Genomic DNA, 18,998 nt, shown 5'->3' on the forward strand with positions numbered 1-18,998 from the left:
CACCCCCCTGGAGGGCCGGAGAGCCGAAGGGACGAATCACCTGAGAGCAGGAAAAGAACCGTGCGCTCCCGCCGCGGCCGCACCGGGAGCCGCGACGTCAGGGCAGTACCTCGAAGGCGGGGGTCAGCCGGGTCCACTCGACGGTCGCCCCGGCCGCGTTGCCGCCGGGGGTGCCGGTCACCCAGTGCGTGAGCTGGGGACTCTCCCTGCTGTCCTGGATCACCCAGGTCGCCCCGGTGTCGGAGCCGTCCCTGAACAGCCGGGCCGTTCCCGCGCTGTCCACCCGTACCCTCCAGGTCGCCGTGCGGCCGGCCGTGTCCAGCGAGTAGACCTTCTCCCAGACGGCGGAGCCCTTGCGCATCGTCCAGACCCCGCTGCGCTGCACGGTCAGCATGAGCCGCCTGGCGCCGTTGGCCACCTTCGCGCCGAGGCACACACCGTTTCCGGTACGCGGGTCGAGCGCGCTGTCGTCGTCCACCCGGCCGCGGAACTCCAGGGTGAAGTCGCATCCCTTGGAGGCGTCGAGGGGGAAGGACGCCCGGCACGCCGCGGTGCCGGTGCTCGCGAGCCGGAGCCCGCCGCCCGCGATCCGCGCGCCGCCGCCCAGCGTCCAGCCCCTCGCGTTCGCGCCCGTGGTCCAGTCACCCTCGGCGAGGGGCGCGCCGGAGACGGGACGGGAGATGTCGAGCCTGGCGACCTTGATGTTGGTCTGGTTGTGCTCCCAGACGACGAAGAACCGGCCGGGCTCGTACTCGTCGGCGCTGGGGTAGACGTCCCACCCCCGGGCCGCGCCGCTCGTCAGCCGGGGGCCGTCGGCGAAGAGCCGCGCCGGCTCCCAGGGTTCGCCGGGCCGCCGGACCTTGTAGTAGAGCACCTCACGATACTGGTCGGGCTTGCTCGCCGAGGAGCCGGTGAACGGCCCGGCCAGCGTGTTGAAGATGGCCAGGTGGCGGCCCGCCGAATCGCGCGTGAAGAACGTCTTGACGTAGTAGTTGGGCAGGTCCGTGTCCAGCCTCAGCGGGGACCACGTCAGCCCGCCGTCGGTGCTGGTCGCCGTGGCGCTGTGGGCCGCTCCCGAGCGGTAGCGGGCGTCGCGCGCCGCCGCAGAGGTCCCGCTCCTCAGGTCCAGGGCGCGGGTCACCATCACGAGCGTCCCGGGGTCGTCCTGGGAGAGCGCGATCTGCGGCTCCTCGACCGCCACCCCCGGCGGGTTCTCCGCGATCCCGCCGGAGGTCCAGGTCACCAGGTCGGCCGAGCGCAGCACGCCCGCCTTGTTCGTACCGCCCGAGTGCCGCCAGTACGGCACCAGCCACACACCGCCGAACCGCAGCGGCCTGCCCGCGACGACCACGCCCCTGGCGTTGTCCGGCACGTCGACGGTGACGGGGAAGGCGGTCCACGTACGGCCGCCGTCGGTGCTCCTCCTGACGGCCAGCGAGGTGGGGAAGCCGTCGACCTCGCCTTCCCTGTCGCGGTCGCGGTCGACGGAGATCACGCCGAGCAGCGCGTACAGCGTGCCCGCGTCGTTGAGGAGGATCACGTAGTGGTAGCGGGTCGTCGCGGTGGCGGCGGCGAGCGTGCCCACCGTCCACGTCAGGCCGCCGTCCTGCGAGCGGGCGTACATGATGGAGCCCTGGTCGGTCGGCGCCGGGTCCCGCGCGTCCCGGACCCCGGCCCGCCAGGCGACCACCAGCCGCCGGTGGTCCAGGGCGACGATGTCGGGGACCCTGTTGCCCTCGTGGGCGAGCTCCCCGTCGGGACTCCTGTCCACCGTGCCGTACACGGTGACGGGAGGGCTGACGTCCGATCCGACGATCTCGGTTTCCGGCCACGGCATGGATCACAGCGAACAGGGGGCGGATGGACGGGAGGTTACCGGGGGGTGACGCCCGCACGGCCGTCGTCCCGCACCCGGGAATGTCCGGCGAATGAAAACCGTTATCATCGGCATCGTGCGACCCGCCAACCCGAGAGGAGCCGACCGTGGCCAGGAACGAGGTGCGCCCAGTGATCAAGCTGAGGTCGACCGCGGGCACCGGTTTCACCTACGTGACCCGCAAGAACCGGCGTAACGACCCCGACCGGCTCACCCTCGTCAAGTACGACCCGATCGTCCGCCAGCACGTTCCGTTCCGAGAGGACAGATAGCCATGAAGAAGGGCATCCACCCCGACTACCGCCCGGTCGTCTTCCGCGACCCGAGTGCCGGTTTCGCCTTCCTGACCCGTTCGACCGTCGGCAGCCGCAAGACCGTCGAGTGGGAGGACGGCAACGTCTACCCGGTGGTCGACGTCGACGTCTCCTCGGCGAGCCACCCCTTCTACACCGGGCGCAGCCGGGTCGTCGACACGGCCGGGCGCGTCGAGCGCTTCAAGCAGCGCTACGCCAAGCGCTGACACCGGATCGGACCGGCCGGCCCTGCTCGGGCCGTGCCGGTCCCGTCAGCCGCAGGTGATCTCGGTGAAGGTCGGGGGAGTGGCGGCGGCTCCCACGAAGCCGATGTCGGAGACGGTCTCCCCCGGCGGCAGCGACGGCTTCTCCACAGGAGCATGGATCATCGCGACGGGACCGCTCTGCATGTGGGTGCCGTTCCAGGACTGCCTGAAGGTCGCCTCGCGCGGCTGCATCCACTGGATGTACCAGTCACGCATCGGCTGGTCGGTGGTGTTGCTGATCGTCGCGGCGCCCCGGTAGCCACCCGGCCATGACTCCACCAGGGTGACCGTCGCCCGGCACCTCGCGGAGGCCTTGGCGGTGGTGTCGCGCTTGGAAGTCGCGTGAACGGGCGTGGGGGGCGAGGACGCCGGGGATGCCGGGACGGCGCTGTGGGAGGGCGAGGAGGGCGGGTGCGCCACGGCGTGCCCGCCCTCCGGCGTCCGGCCGGCGCAGGCCGCCACGATCAGGGCCGCCGCCGCTCCGAGCGAGACGAGACCCAGCAGTGGAGCGAGCTTCGTGGTGGGCGGCACGGGACTCCCTTCCGCCCTTTCGCGAGGGCGCGGCGGCCGTGGGGAGGCGGTGGTCCGGCGGTCTTTCCGTTCCGCCGGTGCGGGACGGGAATGGTGCGGGGCGGGGACGGAGACGGGCGCGCGTCGGTCCCCGCCGGTACGTACCGGCGGGGACCGCGTCGCGCTAGGGGCTGCTACAGGTGACGGAGGGGGAGCCGCTGGTTCCCGTTCCGGTGAATCCGAAGGTGGTCGAAGCGCCACCCGCTATCGTCCGGTTCCATTCGACGTTCTTGGCCGTGACGGTGGACCCGGATGTGGTGTGCGTGGCGCTCCACAGGCTGTTCACCGTGCTGCCGCTGTTGAGCGTCCATCTCGCCGTCCAGCCGTTGAAGGCGGCCGTGCCCGTGTTTCTCACGGTCACCTCCCCCTGGAAGCCGCCCGTCCAGGTGCTGACGGTCCGGTAGGTGGCGGCGCACGCGCCGGGTCCGGGCGTCGGCGTCGGCGTCGGTCCGGGCGTCGGCGTCACGGTGGGGGTGGGCGTCGGGGTCGGGGTCGGGTCGTTGCCCGTCCGGCCGACGCCGGTCACCTCGCCGTTGCCGCCGTCGAAGACGACGTCGGAGCAGTTGTAGAACGTCTCCGCGCTGTCGGAACGCTTCCACACCGAGTAGATGATGTGTCGGCCGGACTTGCCCGACGGGAGCCTGGCGTTCCAGTAGTAGTGGGCGTCATTGGTGCCCGGAGAGCCGACGCTCTGCGGGTGGTCGGCCGTGTGGAACGGCTCGCTCTCCAGGTCGTCCCAGGTCAGCGCCCGGTTGGGGTTCCAGCCGTCCTTGGTGATGTAGAGGTAGAACCAGCCGGGGTGCGCGGCCCACTTGTTGTACTTGAACTGGATGGACGCGCCCGAGGTCAGGTGCGTCACCGGCCAGTTGGGGCTCGGGAGGTCGTACCCGCTGTAGCCGGGGTTGCCGCCGCTGCACACCTGGCCGTCGGGGATGAACCCGCGGGTTCGCCCGGCCCCGTCGGACCGCAGCAGGCTGAACCAGTTGTACAGCGAGTTGGCCCCGCTCTGGGCCACCGCCGCCGAGCACGCCTGGTTGATCGGCACGATGTTCCCCTGCGGGGAGAGACCGTCCTGCCAGCAGAAGAAGGTCCGGCTGCCGGGCGTCATCATGGCGCCGTGCGCCGAGGCCGGCAGGGGAACGAGGACGACGGCAAGGAGCGCGGTCATGAACGTGACCACACCGGCGACAGCCATACTTCGCCATTTACTCACAGAATTACCCTCCCTTTCGAGGGGTGACGAGTCGCTGATCAATGGCGGTGAGGCGCTCACGCGAGACGGACTCTAGGTCGCCGATCCCGGGGTGTAAACGGAGTGTTTCTCCCGCATTGCGGCAACGGCTCGTCGTACCAGTTCAGGGCGGGTGTGCGGGGGTTTCGTGAGATGAAAGGTTCACGGCCGGAGCGTGTCCCGGCGGGGTTTTCGCGCGCGGGCTCCCTGGAGACGGGAGAACGCCGTACGACAGGACGGAAGACCGGCCGGAAGGGTGTTCCGGCCGGTCTTCGCCGTGAGGGCGGGCCCGGGACGAATTCCTTTCCCGGTACGGCTACCGCTTCCCGGTACGGCTACCGCGTGCTTCCCGCCGCGACCTTCTCCAGCGCGGGGCCGGAGAGCCGGTACCTGTCCCATTCGTCGATGTGTTCCGCGCCGATCGCCCGGTAGAAGTCGATGGCCGGGGTGTTCCAGTCGAGCACCGACCATTCGAAGCGGCCGTAGCCGCGCTCCACGCAGATGCCCGCCAGCGTGGCGAGCAGCTTCTTGCCGTACCCGCCACCCCGGTGCTCGGGGTGGACGAAGAGGTCCTCGAGATAGATGCCGTGGGTGCCGAGCCAGGTCGAGTAGGAGACGAACCAGATCGCGAACCCGGCGATCCTCTCCCCGTCGACGGCGATGTGGCAGAACACGCTCGGTGAGGGGCCGAAGAGCGCCTCGTGGAGCATGCCGGGGGTGGTCTCGACCTTGTCCAGCGCTCTCTCGTACTCCGCGAGTCCGCGGATCATGTCGATGATCGCCGGGACGTCGTCCGGCGTTGCGGGGCGAATCATGCTCGAAGTCTAGGCGCGGGCCGAGGATGAGCCTTAAAAGGGATTTTCGATGATAAAACGTGTTATATGGGGTCGCTTGGCTGGACGGGGGCTCCCTCCCGTAAGTTGTCTGCTGATCGAAGTGCGGGTCGTTGAGAGAGGTGGGTCCCATGTCGACAGAGCCCAACGGGGAGCGGTTGGCGGAGCTCAGGCAGGCGTTCGCGGCCATCGACACCGATGGCGACGGGTTCATCACGGAAAGCGAGTTCGGCGAGCACTTCCCCGCCCTGCCCGCCGAGGCCATCGGGTCGCTGAACCAGAACGGCGACTCCGACGGCGACGGCCGGTTCTCGTTCGAGGAGTTCGTCCGCCTGGTCGCTCGCGACTGATCCGCCTCCGGCACCCGGCAGCGGCCCTCTCGCCCGCTGCCGGAACCGCCGGCCTCCTACGGGGGCGGGTGCCGCCGTACCCACCTTCCGGTGTCTTCGTCCAGGACCGCCCCTTCCGGATGTCTTCGTCCAGGACCTCCGCACGCCACCGGCGATCGGGATCAGCGCGAGACGGGGACGACCCCGTCGGATACCTCGCGCAGTGACTCCTCGACGGTGGAGTCGATGGGGAACGCCTCTCTCAACCTGGTCAGGTCGAGCAGGCGGCCGAGAAATCCGTGCACGCCGACGAGGCGCAGCCAGCCCTTTCGCTCGTAGGCGCGCCGCAGGCTCGTCAGCAGCACCCAGATGCCCGTGGAGTCGCAGAATCCCAGCCCCGTCGTGTCGACGACGAGGCAGACGTGGCCGCGCCTCATGAAGTCCGCGAGCCTCTCCTCCAGCAGAGGTGCCGATGACTTGTCCAGATCGCCGATCAGGGTCACCACGGAGAAGTGCGGATGCGTGTCCACAGTGACGGATAGTCGAGTCATATCGCCCCGCTGTCTACGGCAGTTGGCGACAGCGCCCTGTCGGGAGCCGTACGAAGGACGGGTGCCACTGGCCCCACCGTACGCCCGTGGCTCATGACAGTTCAACAAGTGATTACGAACAGCCGGTGGTCAGGAAGGCCGGTGACCGGACGCCGCGACCTGTTCCCGCCACCTGGCCCGGACGTCGTCCTCCCAGTTCGGCGCGGTCGAACGGGCCTCGACGCCCTCCCCCCGGACGCCCACGCGGAGTGACGGGCGAGGACCCGTGGCGGGCACCGTTTGCCCTGCCCGCCCCCGGGCACGCCTGGGGGATGGGAACCACTGATCCGGCGGTGCTCACCGTCAACGCGGGATCGTCGAGCCTCCAACTTCACCTCGTCCGGGACGGACAGGTCCTGCGCACCGAGCACAGCGAGCAGAGCCCCGACCCCGGAGCGGCCGAGCGGGCGATCGCGGAATTCCTCGACGCCGCCCCCGGCACCGGCCTCGCCGCCGTCGGCCACCGCCTCGTCCACGGAGGCGAGGCCGTACGCGAGCCGGCGGTCGTGGACGACGGCGTGCTGGAGGCGGTACGGGAGTACGCCGACCTCGCCCCGCTGCACGTGCCGCCCGCCCTCGCGCTCGTCGAGGCCGCCCGGCGCAGGCTGCCCGACGTCCCGCACGTGCTCTGCCCCGACACCGCCTTCCACGCGGGACTTCCCGCCGCCGCGGCCACCTACGCGCTGCCCGCCGAGTGGAGGAGCCGATACGGCCTGCGCCGCTACGGCTTCCACGGCCTGTCGTACGCCTGGGCGCTGGGACGGGCCGCGGAGCTGCTCGAGCGGCCCGAAGGAACCCTGCGGGTGGTGCTGGCCCATCTCGGCGGAGGCTCATCGGTGTGCGCCGTCCGCGAGGGGCGCAGTGTGGACACCTCGATGGGGTTCACCCCGCTGGAGGGGGTCCCGATGAGCAAGCGGTCGGGGAGCGTCGATCCCGGCATGCTGCTGTGGCTGCTGTCCGGTTCCCGGCTCACGCTCGACGAGCTGCGCGAGGGCCTGGAACACCGGTCGGGACTGCTCGGGCTCTCGGACGGCAAGTCGGGCGACACCCGGGAACTCGTCGCCTCCGGGGATCCCGCCGCCGCGCTGGCCCTGGAGGTGTTCGAGCACCGGGTGAGCCGGGAGATCGCCGCCGCCGCGACGAGCCTGGACCGGCTCGACGCGCTCGTGTTCACCGGGGAGATCGGCTGGGACCAGCCGGAGGTCCGCGAGGCCGTCTGCCGCAGGCTCTCGCTGCTCGGTGTCGAGCCGCCCGCCCGTACCGACCTCGACGCCGACGGCACGGTCAGCGCGCCCGGCGCGTCCGTGCCCGTGCTGGTGGTCCGGCCGAGAGAGGAACTGCAACTCGCCAGGGAGGCCCTCGGCGCGCTCGGCCGGCACGCGTGAGGATCCGATGCGGCGAACGGTCTCCGCCGCGAGACCTGACGGCCCGCACGACACGTGCCGGGTTTCGCGGTGAGCGGTCTCCCCCCGCCCGGGGTCCGGCGGGTTCGCCCCAGGGTTCCCGCGGGGCGGCCCGCCCCTTCCGTGTCCCTGCCGGGAGGGGACGGGGCGGACCGTCACGCTGATCGCGGAGACGGTGGAACGGTCTGCCCCGCGAAGGGGATCCCGTCCTACGAGCGGTCACCGAGATACTAGGAGGCGGCCACCGAGGCCGAGACCGGCTGCCCGGCCGAGAGCGTCTGCCGCATCGGCTTGCCGACGGTACCGCGCGCCGCGCCGGGGCCTTCCGGCGCCTCCTGGACGTCCGCGGGGTTGATCCGGCCGCCGTGCTCGTCGTGGTGGTCCGCGTCCGCGTCGTCGAACCACACGCCGCCGTCCGCGAGATAGCGGAAGCGGATGGGCTGCCGTGCGGGGACCATCAGGCTCACCTGGTAGGTGCCGTCGTCCCTGCGCTGCATGGGATGGGCATAGGGGTCCCAGTCGTTGAAGTCGCCGACCAGCGAGACTCCTCCGACGGTCGGGCTCTCCGTTATGCTGAAAGTCAGCTTGACCTGGCCGTTCTTGGTCGGCTTACCGCGCTTGATCACTGAAATCCTCCTGACATCACTGTCTCCGTGCGTAACGTGCCGTGATCTTGGTTGCGGAAAGACGTGAAGATCACGCCAACTACCGGATCGCGCCGACATGGACGTGACGCGACCAGGAGGCCGACGCCCAGTCACGGCCGAGCCGTCGATCCATATGGATCGTTACCGCCCGTAGCGGCAGGACAACCCGGACAGACCGATATTTGATCGGCATCACGTCCGACCTTGACCCGGCCATGATGGTTGACCGGCCCCGGCCGGAGGCGGGCGCGCGTCGGCCAGGATGGTGGGGTGAACATAAGGCCGATCTCCCCGTCGTCGCTGGTGGAGGAACTCGCTGACCGGGTGGCCGCGCGACCCCGCGACTCCTGGGTGCGCGTCGCGCTCGACGGGGCTCCGGCGGCGCGGCCGGAGAACCTCGCCGACGCGCTCGCCGACCCGCTCCGGCTCCGCGGCAGGGAGGTGCTCCGGGTCTCCACCGCCGACTTCCTGCGCCCGGCCTCGCTCCGCTTCGAGTACGGCCGGACCGACCCGGACTCCTTCTACGCCGAGTGGTTCGACTACGGGGGGCTGGCCAGGGAGGTCCTGAGACCGCTCGACCCCGGGCGGTCGGGGAAGGTACTGCCCACGCTGTGGGACAGCGTCGTCGACAGGGCCACCCGCGCGCCCTACGTCACGGTTCCCCCGGGCGGGGTGCTGCTGCTGGCCGGACCCCTGCTGCTGGGCCGGGGGCTGCCGTTCGAGCTGACCGTGCATCTGCGGCTCTCACCGGGCGCGCTCGCCCGGCGCACCCCGGACGAGCAGCGCTGGACGCTGCCCGCCTACGCGCGCTACGAGGAGGAGGTGACCCCGGCGGAGGTCGCGGACGTGGTCGTCCGCGTCGACGACCCGAGACACCCGGCCCTGGTCACCTTGTCATGACGCGTCTCCGGGCGGAACGGAACCCGGGACCGGGACGGGGGAGCCGGGCGTGAGGCCGGGCCGGGAGCGCGACGGGGCCGGACGTGGGAGCCGGGCGGGAGCGGCGGCGGGGACAGGGGCCGGACGGGCGGGGCGGGAACCCGGACGAGGGTGACGAGCGCACGCGGAGGCAGGACGCGTCCCTCGGACGCGTCCTGCCTCCGATCGTCCAACGGCGGCGGCGCTACACGCCCGCGCGCGAGGGCATCCTGCCCTCGGAGTCGGCGTACGAGCCGCGGAGCGACTCCTGCTCGATGGAGGACCGCATCTCCTCGCGATTCTCCTCCAGACGCAGGGCGACTCCCATCGCGAAGAAGGTCGGCGCCCACTCGCCGATGAAGATCCCCCACCGGTCCGCCCGGTCGACTCCCGCCTTCTCCTTCGAGTTCGACGTGAACCACACCGCGACCGACGCGCCGATCGAGGCGAGCCCGGCGACGTACATCATGCTGGACTTCACGCCCATCTTGTGAAGCATATTGATCATTTCATCCCCCTGATGATGGTTCGTTCTTATGGTTACCCCGGGAAATCACGGATAACCGAATGTGACGAACCGCAGGTGGTGCCATCTCCGGGCGTGCGGGTCCCGCCGTCCTACGTCGTCTCGCGCGGTCTCGCGTGGTCGCGCTCGCTCTCCCCGCCGAGGCGTTTGAGGAGGTCCTCGCGCCTGGCTTCGAGCTCGCCGACGAGGATCTCCTGCTCGTCGGCCTGGTTGATCATCATCGACCGCTCGGTGGGGTCGGTGGGACCGACCTCCCCGACCTGCCTTCGCATGTCGGCGACCTCGGCACGCAGTCTCTCCAGGTCCTCTTCGACCTGCCGCAGTTCTTCCTGAAGGCTCATTCACTGTCCATACCCCTGCTTTCGGCCTCGACTCCACGGTTCCGGCCGTCTCACCCGGTCCCGCTCACCCGGTCCCGCTCGCCGGTTCCGAGGCCTCGGTGGCCGGGAGGCGCTCCGCGCGGCGGCGGGAACCCGGCAGGCCCGGCCGGTGTACCTCCCGCATGAGAAGAATCCTTTTCCTCCTGGCGTTCATCGTCCCCCTCCTGGCCCTCGGCGCCCCGGCGCGGGCGGGAGGCTGGGCACTCACCGTGATGGACCCGGTCCCGGCGACGAGCCCGGACACGACGTACACCCTCGGCTTCTGGCTGCTCCAGCACGGCACCCACCCGTACGAGGGCGGCGACCTGGGCGAGGTCGCGCTGAAGTTCACCGACGGCACGAGGAGTTTCACGTTCTCCGGCGTGGAGCTGAAGGAGCCCGCCCACTACGCCGCCGCGGTCTCCCTGCCCAAGGGCACCTGGGAGGTGGAGGGCATTCAGGGCTGGTTCGCGCCCCACCGGATCGGCACCCTGACGGTGCCCGGCCGGCTGGAGGTCGCCCCGCTTCCCGAGGACCTCAAGCGGTCGATCGCCGCCCAGCCGCAGCGGGACTACTGGGGCGTGATCCGCCCGCCGGGCGTCCCCGTCGGCGACGGCACTCCCTCCGAGTTCGCCGGCCCCACGCCCGTCCCCACTCCGGCGGCGGCGCCCGCCGGAGGCTCACCGGTGGAGACGACCACCGTCGCGGTCGTGGAGGGGGAAACCTGGTGGCGGCCCCCGTACGTGCCGGCGGCGCTTGTGGGGATCGCCGCTCTCACGGCTCTCGCCTACCGGGTACGGCGACGCTGACCGCCGGGGCGGGTACGGCGGAGTCTCGCGCATGGCCCGGGTCGGTGGAGTCTCGCCCGCGCTCCGGGTCAGCGGAGCAGGGATCTCGCCGTCGGCGCCAGGTTCAGCCGCTCGGGAGGAGCGACCAGGCGCGCCGACAGCTCGGGAAGCACTTCCCGTGTCCACCTCGCCGACCGCGCGAGCCGCGCGGCGTGCTCGTCGTGCCGTTCCCGGCTCGCGAAGGCGGAGAACCACACGAAGACGTCTTCGCCGGTCCGTACCGGCAGGGCGGGGTAGGTGTTCTCGGCGTGTTCGGTCCGCAGGCGGGCCAGCGGGGCGGCGCCCGTCTCCGCCAGCAGCGGTGCCACCCGGTCGTCGAAGAACCGGGCGAACTCGTCGCCGGGTACGTCCGGGTGGCAGACCGTCGCGGTGAACCACGACGAGGTCGCCTCGTCGCCGGCCGGGGGGCCGGCCGTCGCCGCGCCGTCCGCCGCGGGGCGGGCGGCGCCCGACAGGTCGAAGCCCGCTCCCGGGGCCGCCGGGCGGAGCAGCAGGACGTCGTCCGAGTCGATCATCGTCCCGTTGGCCTCGTCGCGGTGGGCCCTCCACACCGGTCCTCCGTAGAAGGCCGCCAGCGCCCCGGCCCGCGACTCCATGTCACGGAACCCGCGCAGCCAGACGAACCTCTCCGGGTCGTCCCGGTCGCGGAACTGGCCGACGACGCGCATGCCCACGGCCTCCTGGGACTCGACGAACTCCCTGTCGAACAGGGTGACCAGGTCATCCCTCCTGCCGGGGTGCAGCGTGTACCGCCTCAGTTCGAGGATCGGGCAGCAGGTGTTCTCCGCCTGCCCGTGACGGGCGTCGTTCGTCACCGTGGTCGGTCCTTCCCGAAACTGCTCAGTGGTGCCCGCATGCTAGGAGCAGGTCACTGACACCTTGCGTCAGTGACCTGCTCCCGTGGCCGGGCCGCCACCGTCGTGTCCGGCCGGTTCGAGCGCGGAGCCCGTGACACGCGAGGTGTCACGGGCTCCTTCGCCGCCAGTCGTATCCCTGTCAGTCGTCGTCCTGGTCGTCGTCGGTGTCGTTGGCGTCATCAGTGTCGTCGGTGTCGTCGGCGTCGTCGGCGTCGTCGGCGGCCCGCTCGGCGGCGGTCTCGGTCTCCTGGTCCTGCTCCAGGATCGCGCCGCTGGTGGCGTCGATGTCGAACTCGTGCTCGACGTCACCCTCGAGGAGCTCGATCTCCCAGCTGGCGGGAGTCTCGTCGCCGTCGAACTCGGCCTTGACGAGCTTGGCGCCGGGCGCCTTGTCCTGAGCGATCTTGATGGCCGCGTCCCGCTTGACCTTGGCCTCCGCCTCGCCGGGCGCGGGGGTCGCGGGAGTGGTCCGGGTCCCGGGCGTCTCGGTCACCGGTGCGGGAGTCGTCGCCGTACCGCTGGGGGCCGGGGTGGGCGTCGCGGTTCCGGCGAAGGCTACTGCGCCGCCTCCGGAGACGACGGCGAGAAGTCCGGCGGCGGCGATGGTGAGTTTCGTCGTGTTTCGCATGTCCCCAAGCCTGCCGGGGCTCCCGTTAGCGGCACGCTGCGGAAACCCTAAAGGCAGGTTAAGGCCGTCGAGCGGCTCCGGTTCCCTGTCCTCCCGTACCCGCCTCGGTGCGATCCGTCGACGAGGACCGCACGGGAATCCGGGAGATGACCGCAGGAACATCACGAATGGGGTCTTGCCGAAGTGCGGTCAGAGGATCACTGTCGGAGCAGGGGGGTTCCAACCCTGGAGGATCGCCATGACTGAAGTCACCCGGTCCCATCCGCTCGGAGTCAGCCGCCCGGATCTCGCCGTCGCGGACCTGCCCGAGCCCGAGGAGGTCTTCGGAGTCTCCCGGCTCGGCAAGAAGGAGTTGTTCAAGTACGCCGTCGGTCCCAGCCTCATCGCGCTCGGCATCTCCATCGGCAGCGGCGAGTGGCTGCTGGGGCCGCAGGCCGTCGGCCAGTACGGGTTCGTCGGGGTGGGCTGGGTCATCCTGGTCTCGGCCATCCTGCAGACCTTCTACAACGTCGAGTGCTCGCGCTACGTCGTGGCCACCGGTGAGACACCGGTGGTCGGCTGGGGGCGGGTCCCGCCCGGCTTCCGGCTCTGGGTGCCGCTCTCGGTCTTCGTCGTCATCTTCGCGTTCATCGCCGGAGGCTGGGCCGCCGCCGCCGGGCAGGGCGTCTACGCGCTCGTCCACGGGGAGGTCGCGCCCGCCGGAGCCGAGGAACCCCGGCTGTGGGCGATCGGCCTGCTCCTGCTCGTCTTCGTCATCACCGCCGCCGCCCGCAAGATCAGCCGGGCCCTGGAACTCGCCAACTGGGGCATGATCGGCGCGATCCTGGTCGCGCTGCTGGTCGTCGACCTGTTCGTGGTGCCGTTCGAGATCTGGTGGGACGCGATCCGCGGTTTCGTCACCCCCGCGGCGCCACCGGCGGGGATCACCGCCACCCAGCTCGGCGGGCTGGCCGGGTTCACCGCGCTCGCCTCCGGGCTGAACTGGTACGTCATGGGCCACTACCGCGACAAGGGCTACGGCATGGGCTACCGGACCGGGTTCATCGCCGGGATGCGCGGGCCGAAGAGCGAGCTGCTGGCCAGCGGCGTGACCTTCCCGGACGACGCCGCCAACGCGGGCCGCTGGCGCCGCTGGTACCGCCTGCTGCTGGTCGACATGTGGGGCGTCTTCTTCGTCGGGGCCGTCCTCGGGATGCTGCTGCCCACCATCCTGATGTCCAGGGCGGTCGAGCTGTCCGGCGAGCGGCCGACCCAGGAGAACGTCCCGACGTTCGTGGCGAGCGCCCTGGGCGACGAATACGGCCAGGCCATGTTCGTCGGCGCGCTGGTCCTGGGAGTGCTGATCCTCTTCTCCACCCAGCTCGGCATCTTCGAGGCGATGGTCCGGGTGGTGACCGACGCCGCCCACGCCACCAGCCCCCGGCTGAGGGTTCTCATCGAGGGTGATCCCCGCAGGTTCTACTACCCGTTCATGTTCGGGCTGCTGGTGGTCATCGCCGTCGTGCTGCACCTGGCACTCCCGGTGAGCCTGGTGCAGTGGTCGGCCAACATGTCCAACCTGGGCGCGCTGATCTATCCGTTCATGCTCATGTACCTCAACGCCAGGTTGCCCCGCCCGGCACGTCCCCGCTGGTGGCACTACGTGATCCTGGTGCTGAACTTCCTGTTCTTCGGCTTCTTCTTCGTCAACTTCATCGCCGACTTCATCGGCGATCCGCTGGTCACCTTCTGACCCCTCCCGAGTCCGCCGATCCCTCTCCGGCCCGGCCGCTCCTGTCCTGGCCGGTCATGTCCCGCGTCCCCCGTCCCCGCGTCCCCGTGCCGGACCTCCGTCGCGGGGACGCGGTGCGACGGCGGGGGAGGACGGCGGTGAAGGGGGCGGGTGACGTCGGCTGAACCCGGCACGCCGATCCTGCGTACCTGCTGGCGAAAGCGACCTCGAAACCGGTGGCGCGAGGCTGGACCCGAGCTGTGGTCCCGGCTCGCGGCCGGGCGCGATCCGCCGTCGCGCCCGCACGCCCTCGATGACGCGGATCTCCACGCTGGAAGGATTGGGATGGACGACATCACGGCCTCCGTCGGGACTCTTCGCCCCCGCTCCGGGGCCTCGTGCCCCTCGTGGTGCGAGCGCGAGCACTCCACCACGTACGTCACCCACGCGGCCGACATCGCCGAGTTGCGCAACCCCGACGGGTCCACGGTGACCGTCACGCTCTCCCAGCACGTCCAGCCGGGGTACGTGGGGGAGCAGGTGGTGCGCGTCTACACCTGCCTCGGTGAGGAGACCGGCATCGCCGACCTGTCGCCGGACTCCGCCGAGGCGGTCGGGCGCTCGATCGTCTCCTTCTCGCCTGACGGATCCATGCGCGCGTACGGGCTCGCCCTGCAACGCGCCGCCGCCCACCTGCTGCTTCCCGGGCTGGAGGTGTCCGGTGACGGGGGGGACGCGGCGAGGCCGGTCAAGGTGCCCGGCCGGTCCTCCGCCGGGTCGCCCTCGCAGGAGAAGCTGTTCAGGATCGCGTTCCTGTCCGGCTATCTCAACATGACGAGGGCGCCGGAACCGTTGAGCGGTGGCGTGGTCGAGCGCCGTCTCAGCCGGGTGCTGTCGCCGAGGGAGATGAGCGAGCTGTGCGACATCGTGCGCGGCATGTTGTCGCGCCGTGCCGCCGCGAGCCGGGGAGCCTTCCGCGGCGACGCGCGCGGCGACATGCGCGAGGACACGTACGACCTCGCGTCGGGACTGTGACGCCGGGCGACCTCGCGCCGGGACCCGTGGAGACGAGAGGTTTCGCGCCGGGACAGTGGCGTTGAGCGACCTCGCGCCGGGACCGTGGCGCCGAGGGGTTGCCGAGGGGTTTCGGACGCGGTCCGCCGGGCGGGAAAGCGGCGGAAAGGAGATTTGTCTCGGTATGCACTTGCGGTTGCAAGTGCATACGCAAGTGCTTGTGCGACGGAGCTGTGCGAAACGCGTTGTATATGTGAAACTGTGGCACCGTAGAAAGGTGCGACAGGGAGCCCACATGGCCAGACAGACCGCGGAAGACAGCGGCGAGCAAGGTGGCGTTCTCGCGTACGCGGGCGGTGGCGGCCCCACCATCCTGCGGATTCTTCTGGGCGCCCAGCTGCGGAGGCTGCGCGTCGCCAGGGACATCACCCGCGAGCAGGCCGGCTACGCCATCCGCGCCTCCCACGCCAAGATCAGCCGGCTGGAGCTCGGGAGGGTCGGCTTCAAGGAACGCGATGTCGCGGACCTGCTGACGATGTACGGGGTGACCGATACCGAGGAAAGGGCCCCGCTGCTCACGCTGGCCCGCCAGGCCAACGCCCCCGGCTGGTGGCACAAGTACGGAGACCTGCTCCCCAACTGGTTCGAGGTCTACGTCGGGCTCGAAGAGGCCGCCACGATCGTCCGGACCTACGAGGTGCAGTTCATCCCCGGCCTGCTGCAGAGTCCCGAATACGCGCGGGCCGTCATCATGCTCGTGCACGGCGGCGCCACCGCGGACGAGGTCGACCGCCGCGTCGCGCTCCGCATGGCCCGCCAGGAGCGCCTGACCAGGCCGGACGCCCCGACGCTCTGGGCCGTGATGGACGAGGCCGTGCTGCGCCGGCCCATCGGCGGGCCCCAGGTGCTGCGCGCCCAGATCGACCACCTGCTCGACGTCGTCGAGATGCCCAACGTCAGGCTGCAGATCATGCCGTTCGATCGGGGCGGTCACGCCGCGGCCGGTGGCCCGTTCTCCATCCTGCGCTTCCCCGAGCGGGACCTGCCCGACGTGGTCTACATGGAGCAGCTGACGAGCGCCCTGTACGTGGACAAGCTTGAGGAGACCGACCACTACATGCAGGTCATGGACCGCCTGTGCATCCAGGCGTACTCCGTCTCCGAGAGCAGGGAGTTCCTGCGCGACCTCCGCGAGGAGCTCTCGGACTGACCGGTCTTGCCATGGTTTCACGGGAATTGCGATGTCTGCTGACTGGAAGCTGGCTTGTCCAGTTATCAGGTGAAATATCAGTTCATGATCTAAAGGGGTCGGTCGCTCGTCTACCATGCGGGAAAGACGTGGTGAAGGCGAGGACATGACTGAGCACGAGCAGGCTCCGCCGGGAATCGACCCTGCGGTCCCGAGTGTGGCCCGTATGTATGACTACTACCTGGGCGGCAAGGACAACTTCGCCTCCGACCGGATCGCCGGTGAGAAGATCGTTGAGCTCGTCCCCAACGTCAAGGACGTGGCGCGCTCCAACCGCGCCTTCCTCGGGCGCACCGTGCGGCATCTCGTCGCCGCGGGGATCCACCAGTTCATCGACATCGGCACGGGTCTGCCGACTCAGGAGAACGTGCACCAGGTCGTCCTGCGCGAGGCGCCGGACTCCCGGATCGTGTACGTGGACAACGATCCCATCGTGCTCGTCCACGCCCGCGCGCTGCTCGCCGACAACGCGCAGACCATCGTGATCCCCGGGGACCTGCGGGAGCCGGAGGCGATCCTCGACCACCCGGACGTCCGCGAGCGCATCGACTTCGACCGGCCGGTCGCCGTCCTCATGGTGTCCATCCTGCACTTCGTCGCCGACGACGAGGAGGTCTCCGGCATCGCCGCCTCCTTGGGGAAGCGGCTGGTCTCCGGCAGCCACGTGGTGATCTCCCACGTCACCTCGGGGGACCTCACCGAGGAGCAGGTCCGCCAGGGCCGCGGCGTCTACGGCACGACCACGGCGGGCGGCATCTTCCCCCGTACCCTCGCCCAGATCCGCGGTCTGTTCGACGGGCTGGAGATGCTCGAACCCGGCCTGGTGCCCGTCTACGACTGGCGGCCCGACTCCGGCGACGTCGTCATCCCGCCGGGAGCCGGAGCCGTCACCGTGGGTGCCGTCGGGCGCGTCCCGTAGCCGTCGGGCGCGTCCCGTAGGACGTCCACCCCCCGTCCGCGTTCCTCCCGGGGAGCGCCGACGAGGATCCCCGGGGCGCACGGACGGCGACCCCCGGGCGCGGCCGTCCGAGACACCGGGACCTCGCAACCGGACGAGGCCGCGGCCCCGCCGGCGCCCCGGCTCCCTCCGGCTCCCCTCGGCCGACACCGGGCAGGGAAACGGTGAACCCGCCGGAGCCGGTGAGCGTATCTGAAGGATGTTGACACATTCGCGCCAGACCGGTGTCGCCAGGAACGCCCGGGTGGTCGCCACGGTGATTCTCGCCCTGTCCTTCTCCCTCGCCTGCAGCGCGGACCAGCCCGTGAGCTCCCCCGCCGCCGCGGCCGGAATCGCGGCCCCCGCGGGCCCGCCTCCAACCGTCGAGCAGCTCGCCAAGAAGGTCGACTGCAAGCCCCGGATCCAGGTCGACGCGGTCGACATCCGGACGGGAGCCTGCAAGACCTCCGTCGGCCAGTTCTTCATCAGCACCTTCGTCACCCAGTCCGGCAAGGACCAGTGGATGGACCAGGCTCCGGAGTACAACCCGCACCTGGTCGGGGAGCTGTGGACCGTGCTCGGCGCCAGGAAGGTCCTGGACGAGTTGCGCGTGACGCTGGGCGGAGACCTGCACCTGACCGACCACCGGGTGACCCCGACCCCCACGCCGCCCGCCGGGTGACGAGCGCGGCCGGCCCGCGCCGGGCGAACGCGCCCGGCGCGGGCCGGGGCCGCGGCACGTCCGGTCACCGCCCGCCGGGGCATCGCTTGCCATAGCGGCGCTAGATATGCGAGCGGCATTATTGCTAGCGGGGATCGGCTCGATAGCGGTGCTAGCATCTGCGGGATGTCCACACAGGAGCGCCGCGGGCGCGAGCGGGCGCGACGCCATCGGCTGATCGTGACGGTCGCTCGCGAGCTGGCCGAGGCCGAGGGGTGGGAGGCGGTCACGACGCGCCGTCTCGCCGAGCGTATCGAATACAGCCAGCCGGTCCTCTACAGCCACTTCGCGGGCAAGGACGCCATCGTGGCGGCCGTCGCCCTGGAGGGCTTCGCCGAGCTCGCCGCCGAGCTGGGCAAGGCCCGCGCGACGGCCGGTACCCCGCGCGAGGCGCTCGCCGCCCTGATCCACGCCTACGCCGGGTTCGCCCGCCTGAACCCGTCGCTGTACGACGCCATGCTCACCCTCGCCGTCGACCTGCCCTTCGGCCGTCCCCACACCCCCGCCCCGCTCCAGGCCGCCTTCACCGAGTTCCGCGAGGCGATCGCCGCCTTCGCCGCCGGCCGCGACACCGGCATCCTGGCCGAGGTCGCCTGGGGTTCCGTGCACGGTCTCGTCACCCTCACCCGCAGCGGCCGTCTTCCGGAGGACCACCACGAGCGACGGCTGGCGATGCTGGTCGACCAGCTCGCCGCGTCCGCCGGCCGGCGGTAGTCCCTCGGTTCCCCCTCGCCCGGTGCCGGTGGTCTCGCGCACGCGTTTCCCGCCGGGTTCCCGGGTCCTCAGGGAGGGCGAACTTTATCCCTGAATGAAATAGATACGGCATTGCCTGCTGATTCGCCGGTCCGTAGCATCCGTCCCATGTCCATCACACGTGAGTTCGCCTACGCATCGCCCTCGCGTCCCGCTGACGGCGAGTGCGTGTGGTATCGCTCCAAGGGCGATCTCTACGACCTGATTCGCACGGGCAGCAACGGAGATTTCCGCTATCACATCTTCCACGCCCGCGACGGCCGCTACCTCCAGGCCTTCGCCTCCTGGCAGGACGGCCTGGAATGGATCAAGGAGCGGGTCGAGGACGAGTAGTGCGGTCCGGCCGGGGATCCGCGGCCCCGATACTCGCCGCGCCGCACGCGGAACTCCGGGGCGGAGCCGGATCCTGGACGCCTTCCTGCGGGCACGGACATTCAGG

Annotated in this window: 23 protein-coding genes; 13 read left to right on the forward strand and 10 right to left on the reverse strand. The window is 70.7% G+C overall.

From position 1 onward, the window contains the following. Positions 1 to 97 precede the first annotated feature (97 nt). Positions 98 to 1,837 (reverse strand): sialidase family protein, encoded by a 1,740-nt coding sequence (locus ACTOQ1_RS09140; RefSeq protein WP_440065822.1) that lies wholly within the window; start codon positions 1,835 to 1,837, stop codon positions 98 to 100. 146 nt (positions 1,838 to 1,983) lie between these two features. On the opposite strand from ACTOQ1_RS09140, the gene rpmG reads away from it, so the two are divergent. Together rpmG and ACTOQ1_RS09150 are read left to right on the forward strand one after the other, a co-directional pair. Beyond that, positions 1,984 to 2,148 carry a 50S ribosomal protein L33 gene (rpmG, locus tag ACTOQ1_RS09145; RefSeq protein WP_440065823.1) on the forward strand — a complete coding sequence of 55 codons (165 nt, stop codon included), beginning with the start codon at positions 1,984 to 1,986 and terminating at the stop codon, positions 2,146 to 2,148. A 2-nt stretch (positions 2,149 to 2,150) separates the two neighbouring features. Continuing rightward, positions 2,151 to 2,396 (forward strand): type B 50S ribosomal protein L31, encoded by a 246-nt coding sequence (locus ACTOQ1_RS09150; RefSeq protein WP_362687236.1) that lies wholly within the window; start codon positions 2,151 to 2,153, stop codon positions 2,394 to 2,396. Between the two features lie 45 nt (positions 2,397 to 2,441). On the opposite strand, the gene ACTOQ1_RS09155 is transcribed toward ACTOQ1_RS09150, so the two are convergent. The 3 genes from ACTOQ1_RS09155 to ACTOQ1_RS09165 form a co-directional block, all read right to left on the reverse strand. Continuing rightward, a complete protein-coding gene (locus ACTOQ1_RS09155; protein ID WP_440065824.1) occupies positions 2,442 to 2,966 on the reverse strand; it encodes a cellulose binding domain-containing protein in 525 nt (174 codons plus the stop codon). 163 nt (positions 2,967 to 3,129) lie between these two features. After that, complete coding sequence (locus ACTOQ1_RS09160; RefSeq protein ID WP_440065825.1) at positions 3,130 to 4,173, reverse strand: lytic polysaccharide monooxygenase auxiliary activity family 9 protein; 1,044 nt, start codon at positions 4,171 to 4,173, stop codon at positions 3,130 to 3,132. 398 nt (positions 4,174 to 4,571) lie between these two features. Beyond that, positions 4,572 to 5,051, reverse strand: a complete 480-nt coding sequence (locus ACTOQ1_RS09165) for an N-acetyltransferase family protein (RefSeq protein WP_440065826.1) — start codon at positions 5,049 to 5,051, stop codon at positions 4,572 to 4,574. A 149-nt stretch (positions 5,052 to 5,200) separates the two neighbouring features. On the opposite strand from ACTOQ1_RS09165, the gene ACTOQ1_RS09170 reads away from it, so the two are divergent. After that, positions 5,201 to 5,419, forward strand: coding sequence for an EF-hand domain-containing protein (locus ACTOQ1_RS09170; RefSeq protein ID WP_362687225.1), 219 nt, complete (start codon positions 5,201 to 5,203; stop codon positions 5,417 to 5,419). 161 nt (positions 5,420 to 5,580) lie between these two features. Here the strand turns inward: ACTOQ1_RS09170 and ACTOQ1_RS09175 are convergent, their stop codons facing one another. Then, positions 5,581 to 5,928 (reverse strand): STAS domain-containing protein, encoded by a 348-nt coding sequence (locus ACTOQ1_RS09175; RefSeq protein WP_440065827.1) that lies wholly within the window; start codon positions 5,926 to 5,928, stop codon positions 5,581 to 5,583. A gap of 332 nt (positions 5,929 to 6,260) precedes the next feature. Between ACTOQ1_RS09175 and ACTOQ1_RS09180 the strand changes: the two genes are divergently transcribed. After that, on the forward strand, positions 6,261 to 7,373 hold the full coding sequence (locus ACTOQ1_RS09180) for an acetate/propionate family kinase (protein WP_440065828.1): 1,113 nt from the start codon (positions 6,261 to 6,263) through the stop codon (positions 7,371 to 7,373). A 248-nt stretch (positions 7,374 to 7,621) separates the two neighbouring features. Here ACTOQ1_RS09180 and ACTOQ1_RS09185 read toward each other — a convergent pair whose 3' ends face one another. Beyond that, the gene (locus ACTOQ1_RS09185) at positions 7,622 to 8,017 is read right to left on the reverse strand and encodes an isoamylase early set domain-containing protein (protein WP_440065829.1); all 396 of its coding nucleotides are present in this window, start codon (positions 8,015 to 8,017) and stop codon (positions 7,622 to 7,624) included. A 291-nt stretch (positions 8,018 to 8,308) separates the two neighbouring features. On the opposite strand from ACTOQ1_RS09185, the gene ACTOQ1_RS09190 reads away from it, so the two are divergent. After that, positions 8,309 to 8,938, forward strand: coding sequence for a uridine kinase (locus ACTOQ1_RS09190; RefSeq protein ID WP_440065830.1), 630 nt, complete (start codon positions 8,309 to 8,311; stop codon positions 8,936 to 8,938). A gap of 223 nt (positions 8,939 to 9,161) precedes the next feature. Here ACTOQ1_RS09190 and ACTOQ1_RS09195 read toward each other — a convergent pair whose 3' ends face one another. After that, a complete protein-coding gene (locus tag ACTOQ1_RS09195) occupies positions 9,162 to 9,464 on the reverse strand; it encodes a hypothetical protein (RefSeq protein WP_440065831.1) in 303 nt (100 codons plus the stop codon). 110 nt (positions 9,465 to 9,574) lie between these two features. Beyond that, on the reverse strand, positions 9,575 to 9,823 hold the full coding sequence (locus ACTOQ1_RS09200; RefSeq protein WP_440065832.1) for a hypothetical protein: 249 nt from the start codon (positions 9,821 to 9,823) through the stop codon (positions 9,575 to 9,577). 161 nt (positions 9,824 to 9,984) lie between these two features. On the opposite strand from ACTOQ1_RS09200, the gene ACTOQ1_RS09205 reads away from it, so the two are divergent. Continuing rightward, positions 9,985 to 10,650: a hypothetical protein gene (locus ACTOQ1_RS09205; RefSeq protein ID WP_440065833.1), complete on the forward strand. Its 666-nt coding sequence runs from the start codon at positions 9,985 to 9,987 to the stop codon at positions 10,648 to 10,650. A 68-nt stretch (positions 10,651 to 10,718) separates the two neighbouring features. Here ACTOQ1_RS09205 and ACTOQ1_RS09210 read toward each other — a convergent pair whose 3' ends face one another. Together ACTOQ1_RS09210 and ACTOQ1_RS09215 are read right to left on the reverse strand one after the other, a co-directional pair. Further along, the gene (locus tag ACTOQ1_RS09210) at positions 10,719 to 11,504 is read right to left on the reverse strand and encodes an NIPSNAP family protein (RefSeq protein WP_440065834.1); all 786 of its coding nucleotides are present in this window, start codon (positions 11,502 to 11,504) and stop codon (positions 10,719 to 10,721) included. Between the two features lie 181 nt (positions 11,505 to 11,685). After that, a complete protein-coding gene (locus ACTOQ1_RS09215) occupies positions 11,686 to 12,174 on the reverse strand; it encodes a PepSY domain-containing protein (protein WP_440065835.1) in 489 nt (162 codons plus the stop codon). 238 nt (positions 12,175 to 12,412) lie between these two features. On the opposite strand from ACTOQ1_RS09215, the gene ACTOQ1_RS09220 reads away from it, so the two are divergent. The 7 genes from ACTOQ1_RS09220 to ACTOQ1_RS09250 all read left to right on the forward strand — a co-directional run bounded on the left by ACTOQ1_RS09220 (position 12,413) and on the right by ACTOQ1_RS09250 (position 18,892). Then, complete coding sequence (locus ACTOQ1_RS09220) at positions 12,413 to 13,906, forward strand: Nramp family divalent metal transporter (protein WP_440065836.1); 1,494 nt, start codon at positions 12,413 to 12,415, stop codon at positions 13,904 to 13,906. Between the two features lie 324 nt (positions 13,907 to 14,230). Continuing rightward, on the forward strand, positions 14,231 to 14,920 hold the full coding sequence (locus ACTOQ1_RS09225; RefSeq protein WP_440065837.1) for a hypothetical protein: 690 nt from the start codon (positions 14,231 to 14,233) through the stop codon (positions 14,918 to 14,920). Positions 14,921 to 15,194: 274 nt separating this feature from the next. Next, the gene (locus ACTOQ1_RS09230; protein ID WP_440065838.1) at positions 15,195 to 16,109 is read left to right on the forward strand and encodes a helix-turn-helix domain-containing protein; all 915 of its coding nucleotides are present in this window, start codon (positions 15,195 to 15,197) and stop codon (positions 16,107 to 16,109) included. A gap of 145 nt (positions 16,110 to 16,254) precedes the next feature. Then, the gene (locus ACTOQ1_RS09235) at positions 16,255 to 17,067 is read left to right on the forward strand and encodes an SAM-dependent methyltransferase (protein ID WP_440065839.1); all 813 of its coding nucleotides are present in this window, start codon (positions 16,255 to 16,257) and stop codon (positions 17,065 to 17,067) included. Between the two features lie 238 nt (positions 17,068 to 17,305). Then, positions 17,306 to 17,767 (forward strand): hypothetical protein, encoded by a 462-nt coding sequence (locus ACTOQ1_RS09240; protein WP_440065840.1) that lies wholly within the window; start codon positions 17,306 to 17,308, stop codon positions 17,765 to 17,767. A gap of 165 nt (positions 17,768 to 17,932) precedes the next feature. Then, positions 17,933 to 18,520 (forward strand): TetR/AcrR family transcriptional regulator, encoded by a 588-nt coding sequence (locus ACTOQ1_RS09245; protein ID WP_440065841.1) that lies wholly within the window; start codon positions 17,933 to 17,935, stop codon positions 18,518 to 18,520. 147 nt (positions 18,521 to 18,667) lie between these two features. Further along, positions 18,668 to 18,892 (forward strand): hypothetical protein, encoded by a 225-nt coding sequence (locus tag ACTOQ1_RS09250; RefSeq protein WP_440065842.1) that lies wholly within the window; start codon positions 18,668 to 18,670, stop codon positions 18,890 to 18,892. Positions 18,893 to 18,998: the final 106 nt, after the last annotated feature.

It is taken from the genome of Streptosporangium sp. OZ121, assembly GCF_051918885.1.
Taxonomy (GTDB): Bacteria; Actinomycetota; Actinomycetes; order Streptosporangiales; family Streptosporangiaceae; genus Streptosporangium.